The sequence below is a fragment of the Rummeliibacillus sp. JY-2-4R genome (assembly GCF_053847205.1).
This window is the reverse complement of record NZ_CM132623.1, coordinates 2,787,855-2,810,882: the sequence shown is the minus strand read 5'-3', so window position 1 is coordinate 2,810,882 and position 23,028 is coordinate 2,787,855. Positions and strand designations below refer to the sequence as shown.

At 35.5% G+C, this 23,028-nt stretch carries 25 protein-coding genes and 1 other annotated feature; of the genes, 22 read left to right on the top strand and 3 right to left on the bottom strand.

Translation table 11 applies throughout. The features are described 5' to 3' along the window. The first annotated feature begins 15 nt into the window (after positions 1–15). Complete coding sequence (locus tag ACWV26_RS13800) at positions 16–1,272, top strand: bifunctional folylpolyglutamate synthase/dihydrofolate synthase (protein WP_455895309.1); 1,257 nt, start codon at positions 16–18, stop codon at positions 1,270–1,272. Between the two features lie 131 nt (positions 1,273–1,403). After that, positions 1,404–3,056: a sensor domain-containing diguanylate cyclase gene (locus ACWV26_RS13795; protein ID WP_455895308.1), complete on the top strand. Its 1,653-nt coding sequence runs from the start codon at positions 1,404–1,406 to the stop codon at positions 3,054–3,056. A 64-nt stretch (positions 3,057–3,120) separates the two neighbouring features. Here the strand turns inward: ACWV26_RS13795 and ACWV26_RS13790 are convergent, their stop codons facing one another. The 3 genes from ACWV26_RS13790 to ACWV26_RS13780 are packed head-to-tail and all read right to left on the bottom strand — an operon-like array spanning position 3,121 to position 5,388. Then, the gene (locus ACWV26_RS13790) at positions 3,121–4,494 is read right to left on the bottom strand and encodes a DUF7305 domain-containing protein (protein WP_455895307.1); all 1,374 of its coding nucleotides are present in this window, start codon (positions 4,492–4,494) and stop codon (positions 3,121–3,123) included. Then, positions 4,494–4,922 carry a PulJ/GspJ family protein gene (locus ACWV26_RS13785; RefSeq protein ID WP_455895306.1) on the bottom strand — a complete coding sequence of 143 codons (429 nt, stop codon included), beginning with the start codon at positions 4,920–4,922 and terminating at the stop codon, positions 4,494–4,496. Before ACWV26_RS13785 ends, ACWV26_RS13790 begins: the two co-directional genes overlap by 1 nt. 1 nt (position 4,923) lies before the next feature. Further along, a complete protein-coding gene (locus tag ACWV26_RS13780) occupies positions 4,924–5,388 on the bottom strand; it encodes a type IV pilus modification PilV family protein (RefSeq protein WP_455895305.1) in 465 nt (154 codons plus the stop codon). 391 nt (positions 5,389–5,779) lie between these two features. On the opposite strand from ACWV26_RS13780, the gene ACWV26_RS13775 reads away from it, so the two are divergent. The 20 genes from ACWV26_RS13775 to rplU all read left to right on the top strand — a co-directional run bounded on the left by ACWV26_RS13775 (position 5,780) and on the right by rplU (position 23,028). Next, positions 5,780–7,177 (top strand): VanW family protein, encoded by a 1,398-nt coding sequence (locus ACWV26_RS13775; protein ID WP_455895304.1) that lies wholly within the window; start codon positions 5,780–5,782, stop codon positions 7,175–7,177. 17 nt (positions 7,178–7,194) lie between these two features. Continuing rightward, complete coding sequence (locus ACWV26_RS13770; protein WP_455895303.1) at positions 7,195–8,859, top strand: GspE/PulE family protein; 1,665 nt, start codon at positions 7,195–7,197, stop codon at positions 8,857–8,859. 11 nt (positions 8,860–8,870) lie between these two features. Continuing rightward, entirely contained in the window at positions 8,871–9,914 is a 1,044-nt protein-coding gene (locus tag ACWV26_RS13765) for a type IV pilus twitching motility protein PilT (RefSeq protein ID WP_455895302.1), read from the top strand. Next, positions 9,911–11,116 (top strand): type II secretion system F family protein, encoded by a 1,206-nt coding sequence (locus tag ACWV26_RS13760; RefSeq protein ID WP_455895301.1) that lies wholly within the window; start codon positions 9,911–9,913, stop codon positions 11,114–11,116. The genes ACWV26_RS13765 and ACWV26_RS13760 overlap by 4 nt, the downstream gene beginning before the upstream one ends. 34 nt (positions 11,117–11,150) lie before the next feature. After that, positions 11,151–11,681 (top strand): prepilin-type N-terminal cleavage/methylation domain-containing protein, encoded by a 531-nt coding sequence (locus ACWV26_RS13755; RefSeq protein WP_455895300.1) that lies wholly within the window; start codon positions 11,151–11,153, stop codon positions 11,679–11,681. A gap of 137 nt (positions 11,682–11,818) precedes the next feature. Beyond that, positions 11,819–12,799 (top strand): type IV pilus biogenesis protein PilM, encoded by a 981-nt coding sequence (gene pilM, locus ACWV26_RS13750; RefSeq protein ID WP_455895299.1) that lies wholly within the window; start codon positions 11,819–11,821, stop codon positions 12,797–12,799. Then, positions 12,796–13,383: a hypothetical protein gene (locus ACWV26_RS13745; protein WP_455895298.1), complete on the top strand. Its 588-nt coding sequence runs from the start codon at positions 12,796–12,798 to the stop codon at positions 13,381–13,383. Before pilM ends, ACWV26_RS13745 begins: the two co-directional genes overlap by 4 nt. Next, positions 13,380–14,195 (top strand): hypothetical protein, encoded by an 816-nt coding sequence (locus tag ACWV26_RS13740; protein WP_455895297.1) that lies wholly within the window; start codon positions 13,380–13,382, stop codon positions 14,193–14,195. The genes ACWV26_RS13745 and ACWV26_RS13740 overlap by 4 nt, the downstream gene beginning before the upstream one ends. Positions 14,196–14,300: 105 nt before the next feature. Further along, a complete protein-coding gene (locus ACWV26_RS13735) occupies positions 14,301–15,056 on the top strand; it encodes a prepilin peptidase (protein WP_455895296.1) in 756 nt (251 codons plus the stop codon). Positions 15,057–15,139: 83 nt separating this feature from the next. Further along, the gene (locus ACWV26_RS13730; RefSeq protein WP_455895295.1) at positions 15,140–15,784 is read left to right on the top strand and encodes a hypothetical protein; all 645 of its coding nucleotides are present in this window, start codon (positions 15,140–15,142) and stop codon (positions 15,782–15,784) included. 97 nt (positions 15,785–15,881) lie between these two features. Further along, positions 15,882–16,493 carry a Maf family protein gene (locus ACWV26_RS13725; RefSeq protein ID WP_455895294.1) on the top strand — a complete coding sequence of 204 codons (612 nt, stop codon included), beginning with the start codon at positions 15,882–15,884 and terminating at the stop codon, positions 16,491–16,493. Then, on the top strand, positions 16,483–17,181 hold the full coding sequence (radC, locus tag ACWV26_RS13720; protein WP_455895293.1) for a RadC family protein: 699 nt from the start codon (positions 16,483–16,485) through the stop codon (positions 17,179–17,181). Before ACWV26_RS13725 ends, radC begins: the two co-directional genes overlap by 11 nt. A 94-nt stretch (positions 17,182–17,275) precedes the next feature. Beyond that, positions 17,276–18,292 carry a rod shape-determining protein gene (locus tag ACWV26_RS13715; protein ID WP_455895292.1) on the top strand — a complete coding sequence of 339 codons (1,017 nt, stop codon included), beginning with the start codon at positions 17,276–17,278 and terminating at the stop codon, positions 18,290–18,292. A gap of 14 nt (positions 18,293–18,306) precedes the next feature. Next, positions 18,307–19,212 carry a rod shape-determining protein MreC gene (mreC, locus tag ACWV26_RS13710; RefSeq protein WP_455895291.1) on the top strand — a complete coding sequence of 302 codons (906 nt, stop codon included), beginning with the start codon at positions 18,307–18,309 and terminating at the stop codon, positions 19,210–19,212. Further along, positions 19,212–19,739, top strand: a complete 528-nt coding sequence (mreD, locus tag ACWV26_RS13705) for a rod shape-determining protein MreD (RefSeq protein WP_455895290.1) — start codon at positions 19,212–19,214, stop codon at positions 19,737–19,739. The genes mreC and mreD overlap by 1 nt, the downstream gene beginning before the upstream one ends. Positions 19,740–19,762: 23 nt before the next feature. Continuing rightward, complete coding sequence (gene minC / locus ACWV26_RS13700; protein ID WP_455895289.1) at positions 19,763–20,434, top strand: septum site-determining protein MinC; 672 nt, start codon at positions 19,763–19,765, stop codon at positions 20,432–20,434. Between the two features lies 1 nt (position 20,435). Then, positions 20,436–21,236 carry a septum site-determining protein MinD gene (gene minD / locus ACWV26_RS13695; protein ID WP_455895288.1) on the top strand — a complete coding sequence of 267 codons (801 nt, stop codon included), beginning with the start codon at positions 20,436–20,438 and terminating at the stop codon, positions 21,234–21,236. A gap of 221 nt (positions 21,237–21,457) precedes the next feature. After that, entirely contained in the window at positions 21,458–21,979 is a 522-nt protein-coding gene (locus ACWV26_RS13690) for a peptidoglycan DD-metalloendopeptidase family protein (protein WP_455895287.1), read from the top strand. After that, the gene (locus ACWV26_RS13685) at positions 21,976–22,596 is read left to right on the top strand and encodes a site-2 protease family protein (protein WP_455895286.1); all 621 of its coding nucleotides are present in this window, start codon (positions 21,976–21,978) and stop codon (positions 22,594–22,596) included. The genes ACWV26_RS13690 and ACWV26_RS13685 overlap by 4 nt, the downstream gene beginning before the upstream one ends. A 35-nt stretch (positions 22,597–22,631) precedes the next feature. Next, positions 22,632–22,707, top strand: a sequence feature (ribosomal protein L21 leader region). Positions 22,708–22,719: 12 nt separating this feature from the next. Continuing rightward, on the top strand, positions 22,720–23,028 hold the full coding sequence (gene rplU / locus ACWV26_RS13680) for a 50S ribosomal protein L21 (RefSeq protein ID WP_455895285.1): 309 nt from the start codon (positions 22,720–22,722) through the stop codon (positions 23,026–23,028).

The window sequence follows — 23,028 nt, the reverse complement described above, 5'->3', positions numbered from 1 at the left end:
GGACGGAGTGTTGAAATGATTCCTAAACTTGACGAATATAAAAGTCGCTTTCATATAACAAGCGATGCAAGTATAAAACCAGGGTTAGATGCGATGAAAGAGGCATTAGCATTAGTAGGAAACCCACAGAATAATTTATCTGTTATCCATGTTGCAGGTACGAATGGGAAAGGCTCTACCATAAGCTTTATCGAGCATATCGCTAAAAATCATGGTCTCAAAACAGCAACCTTCATGTCACCATGTATAGAAGATGTTCATGATCAAATTCAATTAAATGAATTGCCTATTGAACCAGAAGAAATGGATGCTATTTTCAAAATTATGAGTGAAGCAGGTTTGGATGGGAGACTCACTGACTTTGAATTACTTACCGTTGCTGCTTTTCTCGCAATGAGTCGATTTGCGCCAGATGTTGCGATTATTGAATGTGGAATGGGTGGACGATTCGATTGCACGAATGTTATGACACCAGTTGTTTCAGTTGTCCCGAGTATTTCTTTAGAACATACGAAGTTTTTAGGCAATACTTTGGCGGAAATTGCTTATCATAAATCAGGCATTATCAAAAACGAGAGACCTATTGTAATAGGGGCTCTTCCAGATGAAGCCATGACTGTTTTTGAAGAAGAAGCTTCAAAGCAAAATGCACCCTTATTTGTTTATGGGAAAGATTTTGAAGTTGATATACAAGGAAATGTAGAAAGTTATAGTAGTAAAGAAAATGAATTTACAAATTTACAACGTTCGATGCCTGGCGATCATCAACGAACTAATATGGCACTTGCAATCAAAGCCTTTACATTATTTGCAGAAAATAAAGGAATTCAAATCAACAACGAACAGTTGAGAAGAGGCATCAATCAAGCTCATCTTGCAGGGAGATTTGAACAATTAGCACCTAACCTGTATGTTGATGGTGCGCATAATCCAGCCAGTGCAAAAACGCTTGTTGAGACGATTAAACAAGAATTCCCAGGACAAAAGATTCATTTTGTTGTAGGAATTCTAAAAGATAAAGATGTAGCTGGGGTTTTAAGACTATTAGAAGAAGTAGGTAATAGTTTTACTTTTGTAGATGTGGACAATGAAAGGGCTATGCCTGCTGAAAATATCTGTGACTTAAGTCACGCTAAAGGTAAAAAAGTTTCGACAGATAATATCATTAAAATTATTGACGAAAAGCTTGATGGGACAGGCATTGTGATGATGACAGGTTCGCTTTATCTATTAGCTCAATGGAGAAAAGTACTATTATCAAGGTATAAATAACCTATACATTTGTATTGATATGGAAAATTTATATGGTATAATTTACATTATTAAATTAATTGATAGGGGGAATTTGTACGAAAAAGTCTTTTCCTTTTCAGATGATGATTTTCATTGTCTGGATTGTAGCTATGCCAATTAGCATATATACAGTTTATCGTCAATTTCCACCTATCACAGATATTGATTGGCCATTATTAATTGGATTTATTGTATTGGGAATTCTTACAGCAACTTGCCCAGCAATTATTAATGGTACTCCATTTTTCCTTACACAGTGGGTAAGTCTTGCCATTTTTTTGAGATTTGGTTTATTTATAGAAATGGTTGTATTGCAAATTACAATTATTCCTTTTTTCTTCCGAATTAAACTTACACCCCAAAGTAGTTATCGGATTCCATGGAACTCCATGATGTTCCTTTTCATATCTTTTATAAGTGGTTTTGCATTTTTGTTGTTCGGTGGAAAAGTACATTCTCTGGATCTTATGCATATTGTGGTTTATGGATTGCTTTACATAGTAGTCAATATGGCTGCAAACCATTTATTATTAAAACTAAGTGGAATTTTGTTAGGAAATCGAATGCCTTTCTTAACAAAAGATGATGGATGGGATTATTTGATTTGTTGCTTTGCCTTACCGATGGGATTAAGCCTATATTTTCTGGGGGAATATGTAGGTGATTTATCTATCTTATTACTTGGTATTCCATTTTATATGGCAACGCAATTATTACGACTTTATAGCAATTCAAGTTACCTCAATAAAGAACTTTCAGAAGCTGCTCATTTTGGTCACCAATTAACGAACCAACTAGATTCTGAAGAAACACTCGACTTGTTTATGGAACGAGTGCCTAAGATGGCTAATATTAATGGTTTATATATTGTCGATCGAAGAAATAAAACAGGAACACTATCGGTATTACGTGCTTACGAAAACGGTCAAGAAATCATGAAAAATGTAACACATAAAGAGTTAAGTCAAAGTCTATTAAAGCACACCCTCAAATTAGAAGAAAAAACAATCTTCAAAAAAAAGACAGAATGGTATTCAGCACATGACAAGTATTTACTACCAAATACTCAAAGTGTTTTAGTGTTGCCTATCACAAGAAATTCAAATATGGAGGGTGCACTATTACTTACATCTAAGAGAAAGAACTACTTTAAAGAATACCAAGTGAAAATACTCGAACTTCTTTGTTCGTATTTTGCCGTTTCTTTAGAAAATTCAAGATATGTTCAAAAAGCAAGACGGAAGAGCGAACGTTGCGGACTAACAGGATTATATAATTATCGATACTTTGATAACCATTTAACTAAAATGATGGATGAATTAAGAAATCACAATATTTCAAATCTATCATTAATCATGATGGATATCGATTATTTCAAAAAAATTAACGATAACTATGGCCATCAAAGTGGAAATGACATATTAATAGGAATTGGGGATTTGCTGCGTCGAGTAGTGGGAGGGCAAGGCACCATTGCTAGATATGGAGGAGAGGAATTTGTAATCCTTCTACCAGGCTATACAAAAGAAGAGGCCCTTCAACTCGCTGAGCAAATACGCAGCACAATCGAAAACCAACCATTTGAAATCTCACCCGACCTAATAGATGGCGTAAAACACCTCATCGTACACGTCACAGCAAGCATCGGGGTTTCATCTGCATATGAAGATACTGACGAAGGCACAACACTTCTACGTAATGCGGATCAGGCTATGTATACTGGGGCGAAGAAGAAGGGTAGGAATCGGGTTGCGGGGTTTTGAGTTGGAAAAATAGAAAAAGCAGGAGTTCTAATTTAGGAACTCCTGTTTTTGTATGTAAAAACAATTACTCTGTTTCTTCTAATAAATTACTTTGAGAAGATAACTTAATTACTTTAGAATGATCCGGTATATTTGTTCCAGTTATAGCATTTACAGCCCCATAGACTATAGAATTATTATTTTCTATTGATAAAGAATTTGCTATAATTGAACCTTTAAAATTTGCGTTATTTTTAATTTCAACATTTGCACTTGGTGCGAAAATTAGCAATGAATTATCGATAGAATTATTCTTTATTGCAATATTTTTATTACTATAAGAATAAATTCCTCCTGTAATTTGAAGATTATTTTTTATTTCAATTGCAGAGTTTTTTGTGAATAGTGAGCCATTTAGATTTATATTATTTGGAAAATCAATTGTATTTTCCCCTTCATAAATTAACGAAAACATTATTGGATCCTTAGTCGGGTTAAGTTCAACATTATTTCCAAAGATTACATTTCCTTTAATGTACACATTTAATTTATATGGTCCAATTAATACTATACTTCCGTTATTATTAATTGTTAAATTGTTAATGGATATTTTTTTATTAGAATTCTCAACATTAATCACTAATCTACCATCAACTACAAGATTTCCATTGTCATCAGTAATTATTTCATCAGCATTTTTAGAGGAATCAAAACTATATAATGGGAATTCAGGTAAAGTAGGTAACGAAATACCTTTATTTATTATTCTAGGAATAGTTCCTTTTCCTGAAATTGAAGGATTTAACGATTCAGTTGCAATTTCCCCACTTATACTAGAATTATTATCTAAAAAAATGCTATTTTTTACATGAACAGCATATTTGGACGTAAATTTATTATTATCAGTTGAATCTTCGTGCAAATCTACAATCAACTCTTGTTTAACAGTTCTGCTTTTATGATTAGCGATTGTGCCTGTAGATTTTATAATGTAAATTCGAGAATTGGAATCGACTTTTTGAACAGTTACTACAGATTTTGTGGGTTTGTTATACTGTCTTTCATATACTTTATTTTCCCCACTTGTAGCTTCACTACTGTATATTGTAGTTGATGGACTTGAGATTTTTGCATTTGCTATTGCATAGAATCCGTATGTAGGATCACCCTCAAAATCAAATTTAGCTTTATCGTTTACTGATAGGTTATTATAGTGGTTTAAAGTATCTTGGTAAGAGTTTTGTATAATTTGTTTTAAGCCTTCTCTTTTCTGTACCAATCCAGCCTCAGCAATATAGTATGTTGCTTGATCAATTCGTTCATTATCCGATTGTTTTAATGTTGTTGCAGAAGTACCCATTAAACCTAAACCTAGTATAGAAATAACAACTAGTACCATTATTACAATAATAAGTGTGTATCCATTCTCATTGCTAATCGGATTCAATTTTCTTTTCATTAACTTCCACCCCTAACAACTATATTGGTATTTACTTTCAGATTATCTTCGTCAATAATCTCGATTTGCCAGGCATTGTCTAGGAATTTTGCTGTGAAGTTTTTGATATTCTTAGCAAAAACTTGACCATTTATATTGATGCTGTTATTCATTGGATCAAATGTATAAGTGTTCGTATTAATCGTTAGCTCATTAATATTAGACGATGTAATTTTGTTAGATTCTGTTTTTCTCATTTCTTTTGTCATAACTTTCAATACATATGAAACGTCACGTAGTTGTACGTTTTCTGATAGTTGATCTTTGTATTGTTTATTACTTTCTGCTTGGATATTGAATATTAAAACTGAAACAATCCCCATAATTACGACAGCTGCAAGGATTTCAACCAAAGTGATTCCTTTCTGATTGTCTAGTATTTTTTTCATATTATATATCCTTCCAAACTAAGACATTTTCCATTTTAGCTTTATCTTTACCATTATTGCTTTTAACCTCAATAACAATATTCATTAAATAGGGTTGTTCAGTTCTGTTTTCTAATTTCATTTCAATAATAAATTGATCTTTTGTTTTTCTATACTCTTTTAGCATTGAGGCATTGATTTCTTCAGGATAACTATTACTCAATGAATTTATAAAAGAATCTTGATTTGAAAATGCATTATTTTTTCTTCGCAGACTTATTTGATAAGCGTTTTCCATTTCTGTCTGTGCAATATAGGTTGCATTTACGATTTCAGCTGAGCTTTTAGTAGTTTGTTTTGTTTGTATAAACAACGTATAAAAAGAAACTAATAAAATCACCAATATTACGAAAGAGGCGACTACTTCAACTAGTGTGACGCCTTTTTCATTTTGCATGGTTTTTTTTAATATTGTGTGAAGTGACATTAGAAAACCTTCTTTCGTAGTTGGATTGGAATCTCTTATTATTTTTAGGTTTTTAGGGAATTCGTCACTATAGAATTTAGAGTGTGCGTATTGTTATAATAAATTTACAGATATTAGATATTTTTATGTATACATTACTATGTACTGTGAATTTTAATCATGAATGTGAACTACACAGACTTACATTTCTTTAATAATATGACATCCTTTGTATCATTGTAAATTCTTTTTATATGAAATACTATGAAAAAAATCACAGACAAATTTAAAAATGTCGAAAAAAGTTTTTATTTCTGTTACAAAAGTAATGTTTATTTTATTGAAAACTATATATAATAGATTGGGAGTTATAGAATATATCATATATTTTGGCGAAGATAGGAGATTGTGTATGAAAATACTCTCTAAGTTGATTGCACTAGTACTATTGATATCGGTAATCTTATTTTCATTCCAGTTTGCACTAAATAAGGTATTCGCTTCTTCTGAAGGTTCAACAATTGGATCTGTGAATGTGGAAGACTTATCAGATAAAGAAATTGAAGAGCAATTAACCGAAGCTATAAAAGAATGGAAGAATAGCGATTTATACATAACAATTGGCGAACATCAAATTCAGGTAAGTGGAGATGATTTCTTATTTGATGTGAATGCGTCAATTCAACAATATACCAATGATACGGACAAATCTTGGTACTCATTTTGGCAACAAAAGCCTACTGTTCACGAACCATTAATGGTACAAGCTAAGGATTCATTATTCAAAAAAATTCAAAATGAAACGAATTTGAAGGTAGTAGAGGTTAAACCACAAATTTTAGAGGCAGCTTCTTATTTAAAAGACTCTCCTATTAAACTAAATGTCCAAGATATCGCGATGAAAGATGCAGAGCGAATTTCATTTGAAACCATTACCCTTAAAGATTCTCAGCTTGCCGATGTTACAGATATAGCGGAAAAACTAGATGGAATGGTGATTGAACCTGAGACACCATTCTCATTAAATGAGGTAGCAGAAAAAGCTGGAGGTAATGATGATGAAATGACTTTGGTTGCATCAGCATTATATAGTGCTGTTTTACAAAGTAGTTTTGAAATTCTCGAACGACATCAAGCAGATATGATTCCAACAATCGTTAAACCAGGCTATGAAGCAACGGTTAGTCCATTCTTGGAAAAAGATTTAAAATTTGTATCGCATAGTACAGTCCCTGCGAAAATTGTTGCCAAGGTAAAAAATGGTGTACTAAAAGTTGAGTTATATTCTTTGCCAGGTAATCCAGAAGTAACAATTATTGAGAAGGATCGAATGACGGTAGAACCACGTACAATCTATCGCTATTCTGATAATTTAGCGTTGGGCCAATCCAAACAAGTTCAAGAGCCCAAAGCAGGTCTACAGCTACTAATCTATCGAACGATTACTGATGAAAATGGCGATTCAAATTCACAATTGATTAGCCAAAACTACTATGCACCGAAAAATGAAATTATCGAGAAATCATCCAAACAACCAGTAAGCGATAACTCAACTACTGATACAGTGAACGCTGATAATACAACTAGTACAGATGCTCAAGACACTTCTAGTGAAGCGAGCCGAAATACAACTTCAAATTCAAGTGATGATAGTAGTGTTGATACTAGCAACCAAACAATTGCATCAAACAGTGAAACATCTAAAGCAAAATCAAATGAAGCAACAGAAAGTAAAAATGGTGGAGATGTGCCAAAAGGTAGTTACTATAACAAGACCGGTGATATTGTAACGCCAAAAGATACGAAATAAGAAAGGGGAGGAAAGCGTTGGGGATTGCTGCAAGAAGAAGACTCGGCGATTTACTGATTGAAGCAAGTGCCATTACAGAACAACAACTCGACTTTGCGCTTACAAATAAGTCCAAAGATGAAAAGTTAGGCGACTTTTTAATTAAAGAAAATTTATTAACTGAGCAGCAGCTGATTGAGGTACTTGAAATTCAATTGGGAATACAACATATCAGTATTGGCCAATTTGTTATTGATCCAGATCTCATTCATTTATTGCCGAAAGCAATCGCAAAAGAATCTTTAATCATGCCATTGACAAGAGAAAAAAATAAGTTGCTCATCGCAATGGATGACCCGATGGATTATTTCGCAATTGAAGAAGTTCGTATGGCGACAGGATGCCAAATTGAAACCTGTATCGCAACAAAAGATGATTTACGTCGTGCAATTAGTAAATATTATGATCTGCAAGAAACCATGGATGCTGCATTAAATGATTTAATGCCTGCAGAGAAAAATGAAGAAATTGAAATGTTTGACGACGATTCACCTATCGTTAAATTAGTGAATCAAATCATCTCGAATGCAGTGGTGCAACGAGCAAGTGATATTCACTTTGACCCACAAGAAACAGAGCTGCGCGTTCGTTATCGAATTGATGGGGTCTTGAAAACAGAACGTTCATTACCGAAAACCATGCAAAATATGATTATTGCACGTATTAAAATCATGGGGAATTTGAATATTACAGAAAATCGTTTACCGCAAGATGGTCGGATAAAAGCGAATATTAATCTGCATCCTGTCGACATTCGATTATCAACATTGCCTACAGTCTATGGTGAAAAAGTTGTTATGCGTATATTAGATTTAAATATTTCGAATGGCGATCTTTATAAACTGGGCTTTTCTGCTAATAACTTAGAGCACTTTAAAGAGATAATCAATAAGCCAAATGGCATAGTACTGATTACAGGGCCAACTGGTTCTGGTAAATCTTCTACTTTGTCTACTGCACTAACTTATTTAAATAGTGAAGAAGTCAATATTATTACGGTTGAAGATCCGGTTGAATATCAACTAGATGGTGTCAATCAAATACAGGTTCGTGAAGAAATTGGTTTAACCTTTGCAACTGGATTACGCTCCATTTTGCGACAAGACCCAGACATTATCATGATTGGGGAAATTCGAGATTTAGAAACAGCGCAAATAGCAACGCGTGCTTCCTTAACAGGTCACTTAGTATTAAGTACATTACATACCAATAGTGCGGCAGAATCCATTTCTCGCCTATTTGATATGGGGATTGAACCTTTTTTGATTTCATCTTCAGTAGTTGGAATTGTAGCCCAACGGTTAGTTCGTCGTGTTTGTAGAGATTGCGGTGAATACTATGATTTATCAAATCAGGAACAGGAAATTTTTAGAAAGCATCATGTACCTATTTCTCATGTCAAAAGAGGCAAGGGCTGTCCGTCTTGCAATAATACGGGATACAGAGGTCGTTTAGCTATCCATGAATTACTGGTTGTTGATGAAGAAGTGAAAGAGCTCATTTTAAACCAAGCAAGTTTGGCAGATATTAAAAAACATATGTTTAACAATGGCTATCTGACATTACTAGAAGATGGCTTACTAAAAGTGGCGGATGGATTGACGACAACAGAGGAAATATTACGTGTTGCAACAGATGATTAGGATGTGAGGAAATGACAAAGTCTATCGTAGAATTATTAACTTATGCAGATGAAGTGAATGCTTCCGATTTACATGCAACAGTAGGGGTACCCCCGTATTACCGTATTAATGGCCAATTGTTGCCACATGGTGAGGACAATTTAACACCTGAAGATTTAGAACAAATGATTGGTGACGTTTTACCACCACATCGAATAGAGGAATTTAAGGTAAACGGTGAAGTCGATTTTAACTACTCACTTCCTGGTAGATGTCGTTTCCGTATGAACGCCTATCATCAGCGTAATAGTTGCACATTAGCAGCTCGTAAAATCACCGCAGAAATTCCAACAATCGAGCAATTAGGTATGCCAGAAGTTTTGAAAGAATTATGTAAAAAACCACAAGGGCTAATTCTTGTTACAGGTCCTACTGGTTCAGGTAAGTCAACAACACTAGCTGCCATGATCAATTATATTAATGCCAATCAAGCAAAACATATTATCACACTTGAAGATCCGATTGAGTATTTACACAAGCATAATAAATCAATCGTTAACCAACGTGAAGTGGGCTCAGATACAAAAAGCTTTGCCAATGGCTTGCGTGCAGCTCTACGTCAAGATCCAGATATTATTCTGGTAGGGGAATTGCGAGATTTAGAGACGATTTCAACAGCGATTACAGCTGCTGAAACAGGACATCTCGTTATGGCAACATTACATACAAGTAGTGCACCCACAACCATTGACCGGATTATCGATGTCTTCCCACCACATCAACAAGGGCAGATTCGAATTCAGTTGGCGAACGTATTGCAAGGAATTATTTCACAACGTTTGTTTAAACGACTAGACAAGCCTGGACGAATTGCAGCAACAGAAGTATTAGTACATACACCTTCCGTTGCAAACCTAATTCGAAACGATAAGGTACATCAATTAACGAACATTATGCAAACGAATCGTGCACTAGGAATGCATACAATTGATAAATCAATTCAAGACCTTTTAGCGAAAAGAATCATCGATTTCCAAACAGCCAAAGTTTATATGAATGTGAGTGATATTGTATGACAGTTTATCGTTTTAGCGGTCGAACAATGCAGGGGGCTATGAAAAAAGGCACAATCGAGGCAAATTCCAAACAACTAGCAGTTAAACAACTTCGAGATAAAGGGATCAACCCAAGGCAGCTTGATGAATCAAAGAGTATCTTACATAAGGATTTAGTGATTGGCAAAGCGGTTAAAACCGAAGATTTTGTAATCTATTGCCGCCAGTTTGCAACACTGATTCGAGCGGGAATTTCCATTGTTGAAGCAACGCGTATTTTATCGGATCAGACGTCAAGTAAAGGATTGAAAAAAGCTTTAATGGGTGTAGAGGAAGATATACGCTCAGGGGTTGCCTTCTCAGATGCAGCAGCAAAACATCCGAAGATTTTTCCTCCTCTATTCATCAACATGATGAAAGCTGGGGAAGCAACAGGGAACCTAGATGATACGTTAGATCGCATGGCGTTTAGCTACGAGAAATTTTTTAAATTAAAGAAGAAAATACAGTCAACGATGATGTATCCAATTGTATTAGTCATTTTAATTATTTTAGTATCTGCCTTTATGTTGCTATGGTTAGTACCTCAATTCACGGCTAACTTTGCAAGCTTTGGAGCAAAACTACCAGCTATCACCTTAATGGTTCTTGCATTAAGTAATGCATTGAAAAAGCTATGGTGGATGTTTTTAATAGTAGCACTTGTCGTAATTGGCGTCTTTATCTATCTCTATAAAAATAATCCGAAATTCAACTTCTATACACACTATGCATTATTGAAAATGCCGATTTTCGGAAAAGTACTTCAAAAGTCAGCCATTGCACGTATGACAAGAACGCTATCAACACTGTTTAGTAGTTCTGTTCCTATATTAAGCGCATTAACCATTGTTGAAAAAATTATTGGTGATCCAGTGATTGAAGAAGTTGTTAAGAAATCGAAATTTTCACTGGAAAAAGGGAGTTCACTGGCACAGCCGTTAGAGCAAAGCTGGGTATTCCCACCACTTGTTACACAAATGGTATCCATCGGTGAACAAACCGGTTCACTTGACTATATGCTTCAGAAAATTGCGGAGTTCTATGAAGATGACGTCGATCGCACAGTCGACTCACTCAAATCATTAATCGAGCCAATCATGATTCTATTATTGGCAGGTATTGTTGGATTCATAATGGCAGCAGTAATGCTACCTATGTATAGCTTATATCAACAAATGTAACAAAAAAATTATTTGAGAGGGGGTGAAAGGGGAGATGAAAAACGATACATTAAGTGATTTACAAGGCATTGAGCCTACATATAAAAAAGGAGAGAATACAATGAAATCAAAAATGAAAAAATTGATGAAAAATCAAAAAGGTATGACTTTAATTGAACTTTTAGCAGTTATTGTTATTATTGCAATTATTGCTGTAATTGCTATTCCGGCAATTGGAAATGTTATTAATAATTCTAGAGATAAAGCTGTATTAGCGGATGCTTCAAATATTATTTCGGGTGCAAGAATTGCTTTTCAAGATGATGCATGCAAAACTACTACAGGAGATACAGATGGAACTACTTGTGATGCATCAGAATTAGCATCCTATGTTGAAGCTGATTTGGCAAGTGGAGATAAAGTAGTAAAGTCTATTAGTGGAAATACAATAACATACACATTGACTTTTGGTAGATTAGCTAATATTAAAAATGATAAGTTTAAGAAAGTTGGTGAAACAGCAGTTATTAGTACTTCTGACACTTCTGTAACTTCTGTTGAACTAAAAAAATTAATGGATCAATAAATATCTCAGCAGCCTTCCAGCTGCTGTCCCTTTAATCTTTCGTTGAAGAATGCCACTCAACTTATGCATTTGCATAAACAAACTGGCTTTCTCCACCGAAGTATTAAAGCTAGAGCTTTCATGTAGGAGGAATGATGATGTTGTTTGGGAAGAAGAAGCGACAGGTATCGCTTGTATATAATGATTTTGTGATCAAGGTGTTAACGTCGGGTTTGAACGATTTAGCACATGCAAAGGTACAAACCGTTCCACTAGATGAAGGGATTGTTGTGGATGGGATTATTGAAGATGAGCTTGTGTTCTTTGAGTTGTTAAAAGACAACGTAAAGAAATGGGGCATTAAGGGGCAAAATGTTAGCTTTTATGTGCCTGAAAGCACGGTCATGATGAAATCGATTGAACATCCACAGGAATTAGTAGATTCCAATGAAATTAAACAATATGTGGAGATGGAGATTGGCCGGACGATTCATCTACCTTTTGAAAATCCACTAATTGATTTATATGATGCACAATCAGGTGACGGAAAGGCGACTATATTTGCGACAAATGCAGATGAAGTGACGAAGGTTGTTGGTTTATTAACCGATGCTGGTTTAACGCCAACTGTTGCGGATATTAAAGTTATTTCTCTCATTCGCTTAGTGAACCAAGTTATGCCTGAATTACCGAAACACAATACCTTGATTGCCAACTGGTCAATTAATGAGCTATCGCTTGTGATTTATTCACAAGGTGAAGTAGAATTCTTGCGTTTCCAAACGATTGAAACTGAGCGTAGTAAATGGCAATCGCGTTATACAGAGGATGGCTTTGATTATTTTTATAAAGATGAAATTTCCGAATATCAAGCAGCTTTAATGGAGCCATTATCTGAAATCGAACGAATTATTAATTTCTACCGTTTTTCTCTCAACAAAGGAGAAAAGGGTGTTGACCAAATTGTAGTGATGGGGGACTCTCCAGAACTTGACTATATATCAAGAATGCTACAAACCGTCGTTCCTCAACCTGTGTATACACTCACAGACCAAGTGATGGCACGAGAGTTTCCTAGTTTTACTGCATCACAGGCTGGCCTAGTTAGTTTAGCCTTGAAGGAGGTTGTGAAGGTATGATTCCTAATATTAACCTCTTACCTAAGGTCGAGAAAAGAGCAACCAATAGTCCTGCACTATGGGTTATCGTAATTCTAATTGCACTGATGTTCATTGCATTTGGTATCTATTACGGTTTGTTGAAAAGTAATATTTCATCACTCGAATCTCAGCAACAAGTACTTTCAAGTGAGATGGAAAACTACAAAAAACAAATTTCAAATGTAAATAGTCAATCACAAGATTCGTTTGACCAATCTGTTAAATATGTAGAATCCGTATTTTATCCTGTCACTCCGGTTATTGATAGTATTGAAGGTCATCTAGAATCCTATGAAAAGTTAACGAATATTACATATGGTGAAGCAGGCGTTTTGATTACTGTGGATTTTGAAACACTAAATGGAGTCTCTATGTATGTCCAAAAATTATTAACGGATAAATTGTATACTGATGTTCAAGTAGATTCTGTTACTTCATTTGAACCAGACAAAAAAGAATATCAAGACGCGACACCTAGTGATCTGCTAGTGCCACGCTATACCGCTTCTATTAAGCTAACGTTAAATCAAGCGAATCTATTAGCGGAGGTGAAGCGACCATGAAATCATTAGGTGAAAACAAAAAAATAGCAGGACTATTAATCGCGCTCTTAATCTTTTTAATAGGATTTGCATTGTATACGTATCTTCTACTTCCAATGAAAGAACAGAAAAGTTCATTGCAATACCAAATTTCGGATATGCAGTCGCAAATAAAGGATTCTAAAAACCAGTTAAAGAACATGAAGTCTAATCAACAAGCAAGTTCAAAAAGTAATGCTGAATTGCAATTAGAAGTGCCTACAAATAGAGAGCTTAGTAGTTTAATTAATTCAATTGAACAAGTTGAGTCCGTTAGTAAAACAAATGTAGTCGATATTGCGTTTAATAACTATGATGCAGCTGTTAAAGAAACAATCAATACAGATCCTGCTAATGGCCAAGCGACAAATGCGACGAATCAAAACCAAGCAACGGATCCAACGCAAACTGCTGCACAAAATGCTACAGTTCAAAATAATACGTCTATAAATGCTAACCAGGCAACAACTACTGGGCAAAATCAAACTGGTACAGAAAATCAAACACCAGTATCACCAATTGCTTCAAGTAGTCTGCCAGATTCATTGAAACTATTAACCATGAATTTAACGGTTGAAGCTACTGACAAAAAAGAAATTAAACAGTTTTTAGAGGAAATTGAGATTTTACCTCGAATTATGCGTATAGATGCTGTATCGTATGATACCCCAAATACAGAGGTAGCAGCATCATCAACTGATCCAAACACAGATCAATTGCAAGCGACAATTCAACTTACAACCTTCTATTATGTCGGTCAATTGGATGATCAAAATAAGACTCAAGTAAACTAGGAATCTAAATAGATTATTAGTTTCGAATCGGGCAGTCACAACCTTTTGCCAATAAAAGCAATAGGGGTGTACTGCCCGTTCATATGAGATAGAGAGGATTATACAATGGAAATTGTCTATGCAGTATTTTTTGTGATTATTGGTTTGGTATTTGGTTCGTTTTTTAATGTAGTAGGGTTACGTGTACCAAAAGGGGAATCGATTGTCACTCCACCATCGCATTGTGACAGGTGCAATAGAAGATTAACGGCAATCGATTTAGTACCAGTCTTTTCATATCTATTTTTGGGCGGAAAATGTCGTACTTGTGGTGCGAAGATTGGGTTTTTCTATCCACTGATGGAACTTCTAACAGGCATATTATTTGCCTTTGCGTATATCCGATTTGGATTAACACTTGAATTAGCAGTCGCATTATTATTTATTTCATTACTCGTTATCATTACGGTTTCAGATATTGCTTATATGCTCATACCTAATAAGGTGCTACTACCATTTACTATCGTTCTTTTCATTGGACGAATCCTTTCACCGCTTGATCCTTTTTGGGATGCGTTTGTAGGTGCTACCATTGGGTTTGGTATCTTATTTATCATTGCCTTTTTGTCGAAAGGTGGTATGGGTGGAGGAGATATCAAGTTGTTTTTTGTGATTGGTCTAGTGCTAGGATTTAAACTGACGATTTTAGCATTATTTATTTCCTCGGTAATCGGCTTATTTGCAGGGGTTGTGCAACTTGTTTGGCAGAGAAAAGGGCGTAAGCACCCCATCCCATTTGGTCCATGGATTGCATTAGGAAGTGTTCTAACGTACTTTTATGGGCAAGCGATACTCGAATGGTATACAAATTTGTTAGTTTAGCTAGAAAAGTTTTTATGACAAGACGACATCAGTCTTGTCTTTTTTTATATCTATTCTGCTAGGGTATGAATAGGGGTGATGTCATGAAATTTAAGAGAAAAAAACACAAACACAATGAGCAAACGGATTTTATGCTAGCTGCTGTCATTCATGGCGTATTGATCGGTGCTGCTGGTATATTGCTCTTTTTCTTTATCTTGCAGACTGTTGAGAAGAGAGCAGCACAGCAATCTACTCATGAGCCAATACCTGTAAGTAAGTCGCAGGAAAAGGTATCAGAGAGTAAAAGTAATGCTGTGAAATTTTATGCGGTTCAATATGGTGTCTACTCTTCTTCCCAAGCGGCATCAGATTTTCTTGCGGGGCATCCGGAATATGAAAATGCTGCGATTGTTCAATCTGGAAAGCAATTTTATCTGTGGGGTGGCATAGGAAATGATGAAAATAAGATCAAGTCAATCGTTACAAAAGACTCATTTATAAAGCCATTCTCTCTATCAGGTGCAGCATGTGAAGAAAAAGGACTTAAAAGTATACCACAATTATTGGAAGCTAGCAAGGTGGCGGAATTAAATATTGTAAACGCTAAGAAAGGACTTACTATGCCAACTGACTGGAAGGCTCAAATTGCAGCAATGTCCAAGGTTTCAGATGATTTAGAAATCGTAAAATTACAATTATTAGCGCATTATGGATCAGAAAATGATTGTTTAGAAATTCAATTTTGATAGGTAAAAAGCTATCGAAATTGAATTTCGCTAATTTTTTCTGATTTCCCTTATTTTTACTTTTGGATTATGATGACTAAAAAGGAGGTTTGATGAAATGTCACTAAGTTTAAATAAGGAAATTATTCTACTAAATCCAGTAGGGAATTGTGAGGAATTATTTGAGAAATTACAACTACCTTTTTCAGTCATTCATCAAGATATTTCAATGGATTACGCATTACCGACAAATCCCTTCGAATTTACCAATAGTACAGTGGTTTTAAAACTTTTACGGATGCGTGCACCTCACAAGTCTCTATGCTACATGAATGTAAAACGTGTTGTTAGTATAAATGAGTTAATTTTGCGTTTGCCACGAACGAGAATGGAAGCAAAATCTTATCTCAGAAAATTATCAAACAAGAAACATAAAGTAACAACTGCAGTTGGCATTCGCTATGAAGAACAACTCTCATCCTTTGTCGTACAGTCAGAAGTAATCATGAATCGACTATCAGAAAAAATAATTGAACAATATGTCGAAACAGGGGAACCTTTTGAACAAGATGTTGGTTATAATATAATGGGAGTTGGACAAAATTTAGTGAAGACGATTATTGGAAGCAAATATAATGTTGCAGGACTTCCTCTTGATGTATTAAAAACTTTCCTGTGTGATAAGAAAATTATCACGGTTGAAACGGGGGAGCATGTCCATGGCAACTAGTGTAAAAACGCCACTAAGATTTAGTGAAGTGCATCATGATGACAGACCTAGAGAACGGCTAAAACGTCAAGGTGCTGAGAGTTTATCAAATCAAGAGTTAATCGCTATATTACTCAGGACGGGGACGAAACAAGAATCAGTTCTACACTTAGCAAATCGCGTATTAACTCATTTTGAACAGCTTCACGAATTAAAGAATGCAACAATCGAAGAAATAATGGATATTAAAGGTATTGGTGAAGCCAAGGCAATTCAGCTGCTCGCATCGATTGAATTAGGAAGACGCTTAAGCAAAAAACGAACGGACGAACGTTTCACCATTCGTTCGCCTCAAGATGCCGCAACGTTCTTAATGCCAGATATGTCCTCATTATTGCAGGAAAACTTTGTGACACTCTTTTTGAATGTCAAAAACCAAATTATCCATAAGCAGACTATTTTTATCGGTAGCTTAAATGCTAGTATTGTGCATCCTCGTGAAATTTTTCGTGAAGCTGTAAAACGCTCTGCTGCCTCGATTATTTGCGCTCATAATCATCCATCTGGCAATCCTTCTCCAAGCCCAGAAGATATTGATGTGACTCAACGTCTTCAAGAAGCTGGTTTAATCATCGGAATAGAGTTACTAGATCACGTCATAATTGGTGATCATCAATTTATAAGTTTAAAAGAGAAAGGGTATATGTAGCACTGTAATTTTTCACTCTTTTCCGTTATAATGAAACTTATGATTTTATTGACTGATAAAGTTATGGCTAAAAGAGAAAGGAAGAACGTATAAAGTGTTTGGATTAGGCGGAAAAGATGTCGGGATCGACCTCGGCACAGCAAATACATTGGTATTTTTAAAAGGTAAAGGAATTGTACTTAGAGAACCTTCAGTAGTAGCAAAAAATACAAAAACAGGTGAAATCGTTGCTGTAGGTAACGATGCGAAAAATATGATCGGACGTACACCTGGTTCTATCGTAGCGATTCGTCCGATGAAAGACGGTGTTATTGCTGACTTCGATATTACAACAGCAATGATCGAATATTATATGAAAGAAGCGATGAAAGCTTCTGGTGGCAACTGGAAAAAACCAAATGTCATGATCTGTGTACCTTATGGCATTACATCTGTTGAACGACGTGCAGTTATTGATGCATCTCGTCAAGCAGGTGCAAAAGAAGCGTATACAATCGAAGAACCATTTGCTGCTGCAATTGGAGCAAATCTACCAGTTTGGGAACCAACAGGTAGTATGGTAGTAGATATCGGTGGTGGTACTTCTGAAGTAGCCGTTATTTCTTTAGGTGGTATTGTAACAAGTGAATCTGTACGTGTCGGCGGTGATGCAATGGATGCCGCAATTACAGCGTATATTCGCAAAACATATAACCTAACAATCGGTGAACGTACTTCTGAAGCCATTAAAATGGAAATCGGTTCTGCTAGCATTGATGGAGAAGAACAAAAAATGGAAATTCGTGGTCGTGATTTAGTAACAGGACTACCAAAAACAATTGGCATTTCATCAAATGAAATTGTAGACGCATTAAAAGAGTCAATTGCAGCAATTATCGATGGTGTGAAAAAAACTTTAGAACAAACTCCTCCAGAATTATCTGCTGACGTTATGGAACGCGGTATCGTATTAACTGGTGGTGGCGCTCTACTTAAAAACTTGGACAAAGTAATTAGTGACGAAACAAATATGCCTGTATTTATCGCTGAAAACCCATTAGATTGTGTTGCTATTGGTACAGGTATGGCACTAGACCACATTGAAATTATGCGTCGTCATCAAACAAAATAAGGGGGATAAAGACAATGCCACAGTTTTTCTCGAATAAGCGATTTATATTGCTGCTTGTCGGCGTAATCTTCTTAGTGGCATTGATTAGCTTTTCCTTACGCGATCGTCAACATGCTTCACTTCCTGAGCAAATCATTAAAGACACTGTCGGTTTTGGACAATCTCTCGTTGCTAAACCGACAAGCTATATTAATGGATTAATCAATAATATAGATGATTTATTGAATACCTATGACGAAAACAAACGTTTAAAATCGCGATTGGAAGAATTTGGAACACTACAAGCTAAAGTCAATGAGTTGAAAGTTGAAAATGACAAGTTAAAAGATTTAGTAGATAAAAAAGACGATCTTAGAAATTTCGATCCCATTCAAGCAAGTGTAATTGCACGTAATCCTGACCAATGGGAAGAAAAACTCATACTAGATGAGGGTTCTATGAGTGGTGTAAAAGTGAATATGGCAGTTCTTACTTCTCAAGGTTTAATCGGTAAGATTGTTCAAACGACACCTTATACGTCTCAAGTTGAATTATTATCAACAAATAATACAAATTACCGAGTATCAGCAGTAGTAGCCAACAAAAAGTCAGAAGCATTTGGTTTAATCGAAGGCTTTGATGTTAAGCGTGGAGAACTAATTTTGAAGAGAATCGACTCAAGTCTACCTGTTAAAAAGGGTGATAAAGTAACAACATCCGGACTTGGTGGTATTTTCCCTAAAGGTGTCTTAATCGGTGAAATTTCAAAAGTCTCTACAGATGATTACGGATTAACTAAATTAGCTTATGTTAAGCCAGCTGCTGATTTCTCTATGCTCGATCATGTTATTATTGCAAAACGTCAATCCATTAGCGTTAATGGTTCGGATGGTAATAATACAAATAAGGTGATTTCTTCAAATACAGGAGCACAACAATAATGGCAAGATTCCTAATTCCTTTCGTTGCTGTTGTTCTGTTCTTTTTAGAAACAGATTTCTCCCTGTTTTCGCCGATTAAATGGCACGGCCAACTCTATTACTTAGTACCTAGATTCTTAATATTATACCTAATCTTTTTGTCAATTTACTATGATCGTAAACGTGCAATGTTGTACGGATTAATATTTGGGGTATTGTATGATATTTTCTATATTGATATTATTGGATTATATACATTCTTATATCCATTTATTTGTTTTATTGCTGGTTCTACAGTAAAGTACATCCATCAACATTTAGCAATTACCACGATTCTTTCGTTGGTACTTGTAGCACTTTTAGAGATTGTTTTACATCAATTTTTCTTATTGATTTCTTTTACTTCGGTTCCATTTGCCGAGTTTTTAAATCAACGTTTAATTCCAACAATGATTGCAAATTCTATTTATTTAATTATGCTTGGTTGGACATTTAAATATTTGATAGAAGCTCGACTCTTAAAGAAAGCGAATCAATTAACGTTATAGTAGAGAAGCGTGAGGTGAAGCATTTGACAACTAAGCAACTAGTCTTAATTAAAGGAACAAAGCATGGGCTTGTGCTTCAGCTAGATGATCAATGCGCTTACTCTGATTTATTGGATGAATTAAAGCGTAAAGTCACTGAAGATGGTCTAGAGGGACAAGCAGAAATAACAATACATGTAGGTAACCGCTATTGTAATCAAGAGCAGTTAAAGGAAATTCTTCATGTTGTTCAACAATCTAAAAACCTAAAAGTTTCAAAGATTAAAAGTGATGTTATTACGGTAGAAGAATGTAACCAAAAGCTTTTGAAAAGTCAATCTGCAACTTACGTAGGTATTGTTCGTTCTGGACAAGAGTTACGAGCTGAAGGTGATCTCGTTATTATTGGTGATGTCAATCCGAATGGTAAGGTGATTGCTGGAGGCAGTATTTATGTTATGGGGCGTTTGAAGGGTATTGCACATGCTGGAGCAGGTGGAAATCGTGATTGTGTTATTGCGGCTTCATGGTTAGAAGCTACACATCTTATGATTGCTGATTTGATGGAATTGATGACCAATGAGATCACAGTTCTAGCAGAAAAACCTGAAATGGAATGTGCTTATATCCATTCAAACGGCCATATTGCCATTGACCGTTTACAGGATTTACGTATTATAAGACCTAATTTGTCGACATTTAAGGGAGGAAGCTAATGTGGGTGAAGCTATTGTAATTACTTCTGGTAAAGGTGGGGTAGGGAAAACAACTACCACTGCTAATTTAGGTACTGCATTGGCCCTTCAGAATAAAAAAGTATGCTTAATCGATACGGATATCGGTTTACGAAACCTAGATGTAATTTTAGGTTTAGAAAACCGCATAATCTATGACTTAGTAGACACTGTTGAAGGGCGTTGTAAAATCCAACAAGCCTTAGTAAAAGATAAACGATTCGATGATTTACTTTATCTACTACCGGCTGCTCAAACGTCTGATAAAAACGCTGTAACACCACAGCAAATGATGACGTTAGTTGAAGAACTAAAACTTGATTTTGACTATGTATTAATCGATTGTCCAGCTGGTATTGAGCAAGGTTACAAAAATGCTGTTGCCGGTGCTGACAGAGCGATTGTTGTTACAACGCCTGAAATTTCAGCAGTACGCGATGCTGATCGCATAATTGGATTATTAGAACAAGAAGAAATTGAACCACCTAAACTAATTATCAATCGAATTCGTCCTCAAATGATGAAAAACGGTGATTCACTAGATGTAAACGAAATCACAACACATTTATCGATTGATTTATTGGGAATTATTCCTGACGATGAGCACGTAATTCGTTCTTCAAATAAAGGAGAACCAATCGTAATGGAGCCATCCACGCAAGCTGCCATTGCGTATCGTAATATCGTCCGCAGAATCTTAGGTGAATCTGTTCCGCTTATGTCATTAGAACATGAACATAAAGGCGTCTTCGCAAAAATCAAATCACTATTTGCTAGAAACTAGATCTATTAGATCAAAAGTTTAGCTACATAGAAAAAGAGCCTTCAGGGGAATGTAGTCCCTTGAAGGCTTTTTTGTCCGTGAATCAAGCAAAATAAGTCCTAACTTGAAGCAGATTCCGAGAAAGCATTTCTAATTACTCGCATCATCCTCTTATCAAATTGTACTGTTTATTCTCTTCACCTCATAAACTTTATAAAAATGTAATATCGAGGTGGTTGATAATGAAGAAGTGGAAATTTGCTGTTGTATTAGCAATACTATTATTTACCGTAATCGTATTAGAAAAAAAGCAAATCATAGATAGTGACGTATCAGATTATGTACTCTCAAATGACGACCTATTCATTCTTACAAATTGGACAAAGGAAGTATTCAAGGATGAAGAAAAAGTTACTGTAATGGCACCTGTTGAAGATTCTAAGATTGGTGAGTACAATACAATGCAATCTTTCTCGAACGGCGTATTATTATCCTATGATGAGCCATTAACAATCTACGCTAAACACGATGGCTTTGTTATTTTTACTGGTCATACGAAATCTCTTGGCAAAACAATGACGATTACATATGATACAGGGGAACGTGTAACATATGGATTACTAAAGACATTGGATTATTTGCCGTATACTTCAATTAAGGAAGGGGAACCATTAGCTTCGATGGAGGCAGGAACATTCTATATTCAGGTAGAACGTAATGGCGCAAAATTAGATCCTGACTCATTAAAGGATTGGCTTAAATGAAGGGGAAGCTTAGGCTTCATCCAACACTTTTACCACTAATCGTGTGGTTAATCATAACGGGGCAGTTTTCTAGCTATGCACTGATATTTATCTCTTTAGCTTGGCATGAATTTGGTCATTTGCTTGTCGCATCAATTTTGCAAGTAAAAGTGAAGTCATGCACATTTATGCCATATGGTGGAGAGATCCAATACTCTATGAGGTGGAAGATTACAAAAAAGCAACATTTTTTTATAGCAATGGCGGGACCTGTTGCAACACTCTTGCTGTATATTCTAGCTAACATCTTTCCAGATTCATTAAAAAACCCATTACAATCCATACAAATGCTCCTATTATTAATTAATTTACTGCCAATTTGGCCATTAGATGGCGGGCGAATTTTAGAAATCTTATGGAGTGAAAAGAAATCCCTTCAAACTACCAAAACAACATTTCTACTATTATCCATGTCTTGCTGTTTAACTTGTTTTACTTTGGCGATATGGTATATACCACAATCCATCTTTTTTATGCTAATCCTCATTTTGCTTTTTTATCAAAACATCAGAGCTTTTCGCTATCGAAAATACGAACAAGCCTTTGAAAACGTTGTGAACAATAGGTTGACGCCATAGTTTTAGTATGGTATTATTTCTAATGTTATGTAGCACCTGTGCTACAACCGCACTGAAAAGGTTTTAAAGTATCCATGTGACACCTTTATGAGGGCGAGTCTGAGAATTATAGGAGGTGCAGTTATGTACGCAATTATTGAAACTGGTGGTAAACAAGTTAAAGTAGAAGCTGGCCAAGCAATCTACGTTGAAAAAATCAACGCTGAAGCTGGTGAAACAGTTACTTTTGACAAAGTTCTTTTCGTTGGTGGCGAAGATGTTAAAGTTGGAGCTCCTTTCGTTGAAGGTGCAACAGTTACAGCTAAAGTTGAAAAACAAGGCCGTGAGAAAAAAGTTGTAGTTTTCAAATTGAAAGCTAAAAAGAACTACCGTCGTAAACAAGGTCACCGTCAACCATACACAAAATTAGTTGTTGAAGCTATCAACGCTTAA

Excerpts from the sequence above, each read along its gene's own strand:
- ACWV26_RS13790 (WP_455895307.1), bottom strand. The coding sequence starts at position 4,494 with ATGAAAAGAAAATTGAATCCGATTAGCAATGAGAATGGATACACACTT.
- ACWV26_RS13730 (WP_455895295.1), top strand. The coding sequence starts at position 15,140 with ATGAAATTTAAGAGAAAAAAACACAAACACAATGAGCAAACGGATTTT.
- ACWV26_RS13785 (WP_455895306.1), bottom strand. The coding sequence starts at position 4,922 with ATGAAAAAAATACTAGACAATCAGAAAGGAATCACTTTGGTTGAAATC.
- rplU (WP_455895285.1), top strand. The coding sequence starts at position 22,720 with ATGTACGCAATTATTGAAACTGGTGGTAAACAAGTTAAAGTAGAAGCT.
- ACWV26_RS13755 (WP_455895300.1), top strand. The coding sequence starts at position 11,151 with ATGAAAAACGATACATTAAGTGATTTACAAGGCATTGAGCCTACATAT.
- ACWV26_RS13725 (WP_455895294.1), top strand. The coding sequence starts at position 15,882 with ATGTCACTAAGTTTAAATAAGGAAATTATTCTACTAAATCCAGTAGGG.
- ACWV26_RS13690 (WP_455895287.1), top strand. The coding sequence starts at position 21,458 with ATGAAGAAGTGGAAATTTGCTGTTGTATTAGCAATACTATTATTTACC.
- ACWV26_RS13685 (WP_455895286.1), top strand. The coding sequence starts at position 21,976 with ATGAAGGGGAAGCTTAGGCTTCATCCAACACTTTTACCACTAATCGTG.
- ACWV26_RS13765 (WP_455895302.1), top strand. The coding sequence starts at position 8,871 with ATGACAAAGTCTATCGTAGAATTATTAACTTATGCAGATGAAGTGAAT.
- ACWV26_RS13795 (WP_455895308.1), top strand. The coding sequence starts at position 1,404 with ATGCCAATTAGCATATATACAGTTTATCGTCAATTTCCACCTATCACA.
- ACWV26_RS13740 (WP_455895297.1), top strand. The coding sequence starts at position 13,380 with ATGAAATCATTAGGTGAAAACAAAAAAATAGCAGGACTATTAATCGCG.
- radC (WP_455895293.1), top strand. The coding sequence starts at position 16,483 with ATGGCAACTAGTGTAAAAACGCCACTAAGATTTAGTGAAGTGCATCAT.
- ACWV26_RS13775 (WP_455895304.1), top strand. The coding sequence starts at position 5,780 with ATGAAAATACTCTCTAAGTTGATTGCACTAGTACTATTGATATCGGTA.
- ACWV26_RS13735 (WP_455895296.1), top strand. The coding sequence starts at position 14,301 with ATGGAAATTGTCTATGCAGTATTTTTTGTGATTATTGGTTTGGTATTT.
- mreC (WP_455895291.1), top strand. The coding sequence starts at position 18,307 with ATGCCACAGTTTTTCTCGAATAAGCGATTTATATTGCTGCTTGTCGGC.
- ACWV26_RS13760 (WP_455895301.1), top strand. The coding sequence starts at position 9,911 with ATGACAGTTTATCGTTTTAGCGGTCGAACAATGCAGGGGGCTATGAAA.
- ACWV26_RS13800 (WP_455895309.1), top strand. The coding sequence starts at position 16 with ATGATTCCTAAACTTGACGAATATAAAAGTCGCTTTCATATAACAAGC.
- ACWV26_RS13745 (WP_455895298.1), top strand. The coding sequence starts at position 12,796 with ATGATTCCTAATATTAACCTCTTACCTAAGGTCGAGAAAAGAGCAACC.
- pilM (WP_455895299.1), top strand. The coding sequence starts at position 11,819 with ATGTTGTTTGGGAAGAAGAAGCGACAGGTATCGCTTGTATATAATGAT.
- ACWV26_RS13780 (WP_455895305.1), bottom strand. The coding sequence starts at position 5,388 with ATGTCACTTCACACAATATTAAAAAAAACCATGCAAAATGAAAAAGGC.
- mreD (WP_455895290.1), top strand. The coding sequence starts at position 19,212 with ATGGCAAGATTCCTAATTCCTTTCGTTGCTGTTGTTCTGTTCTTTTTA.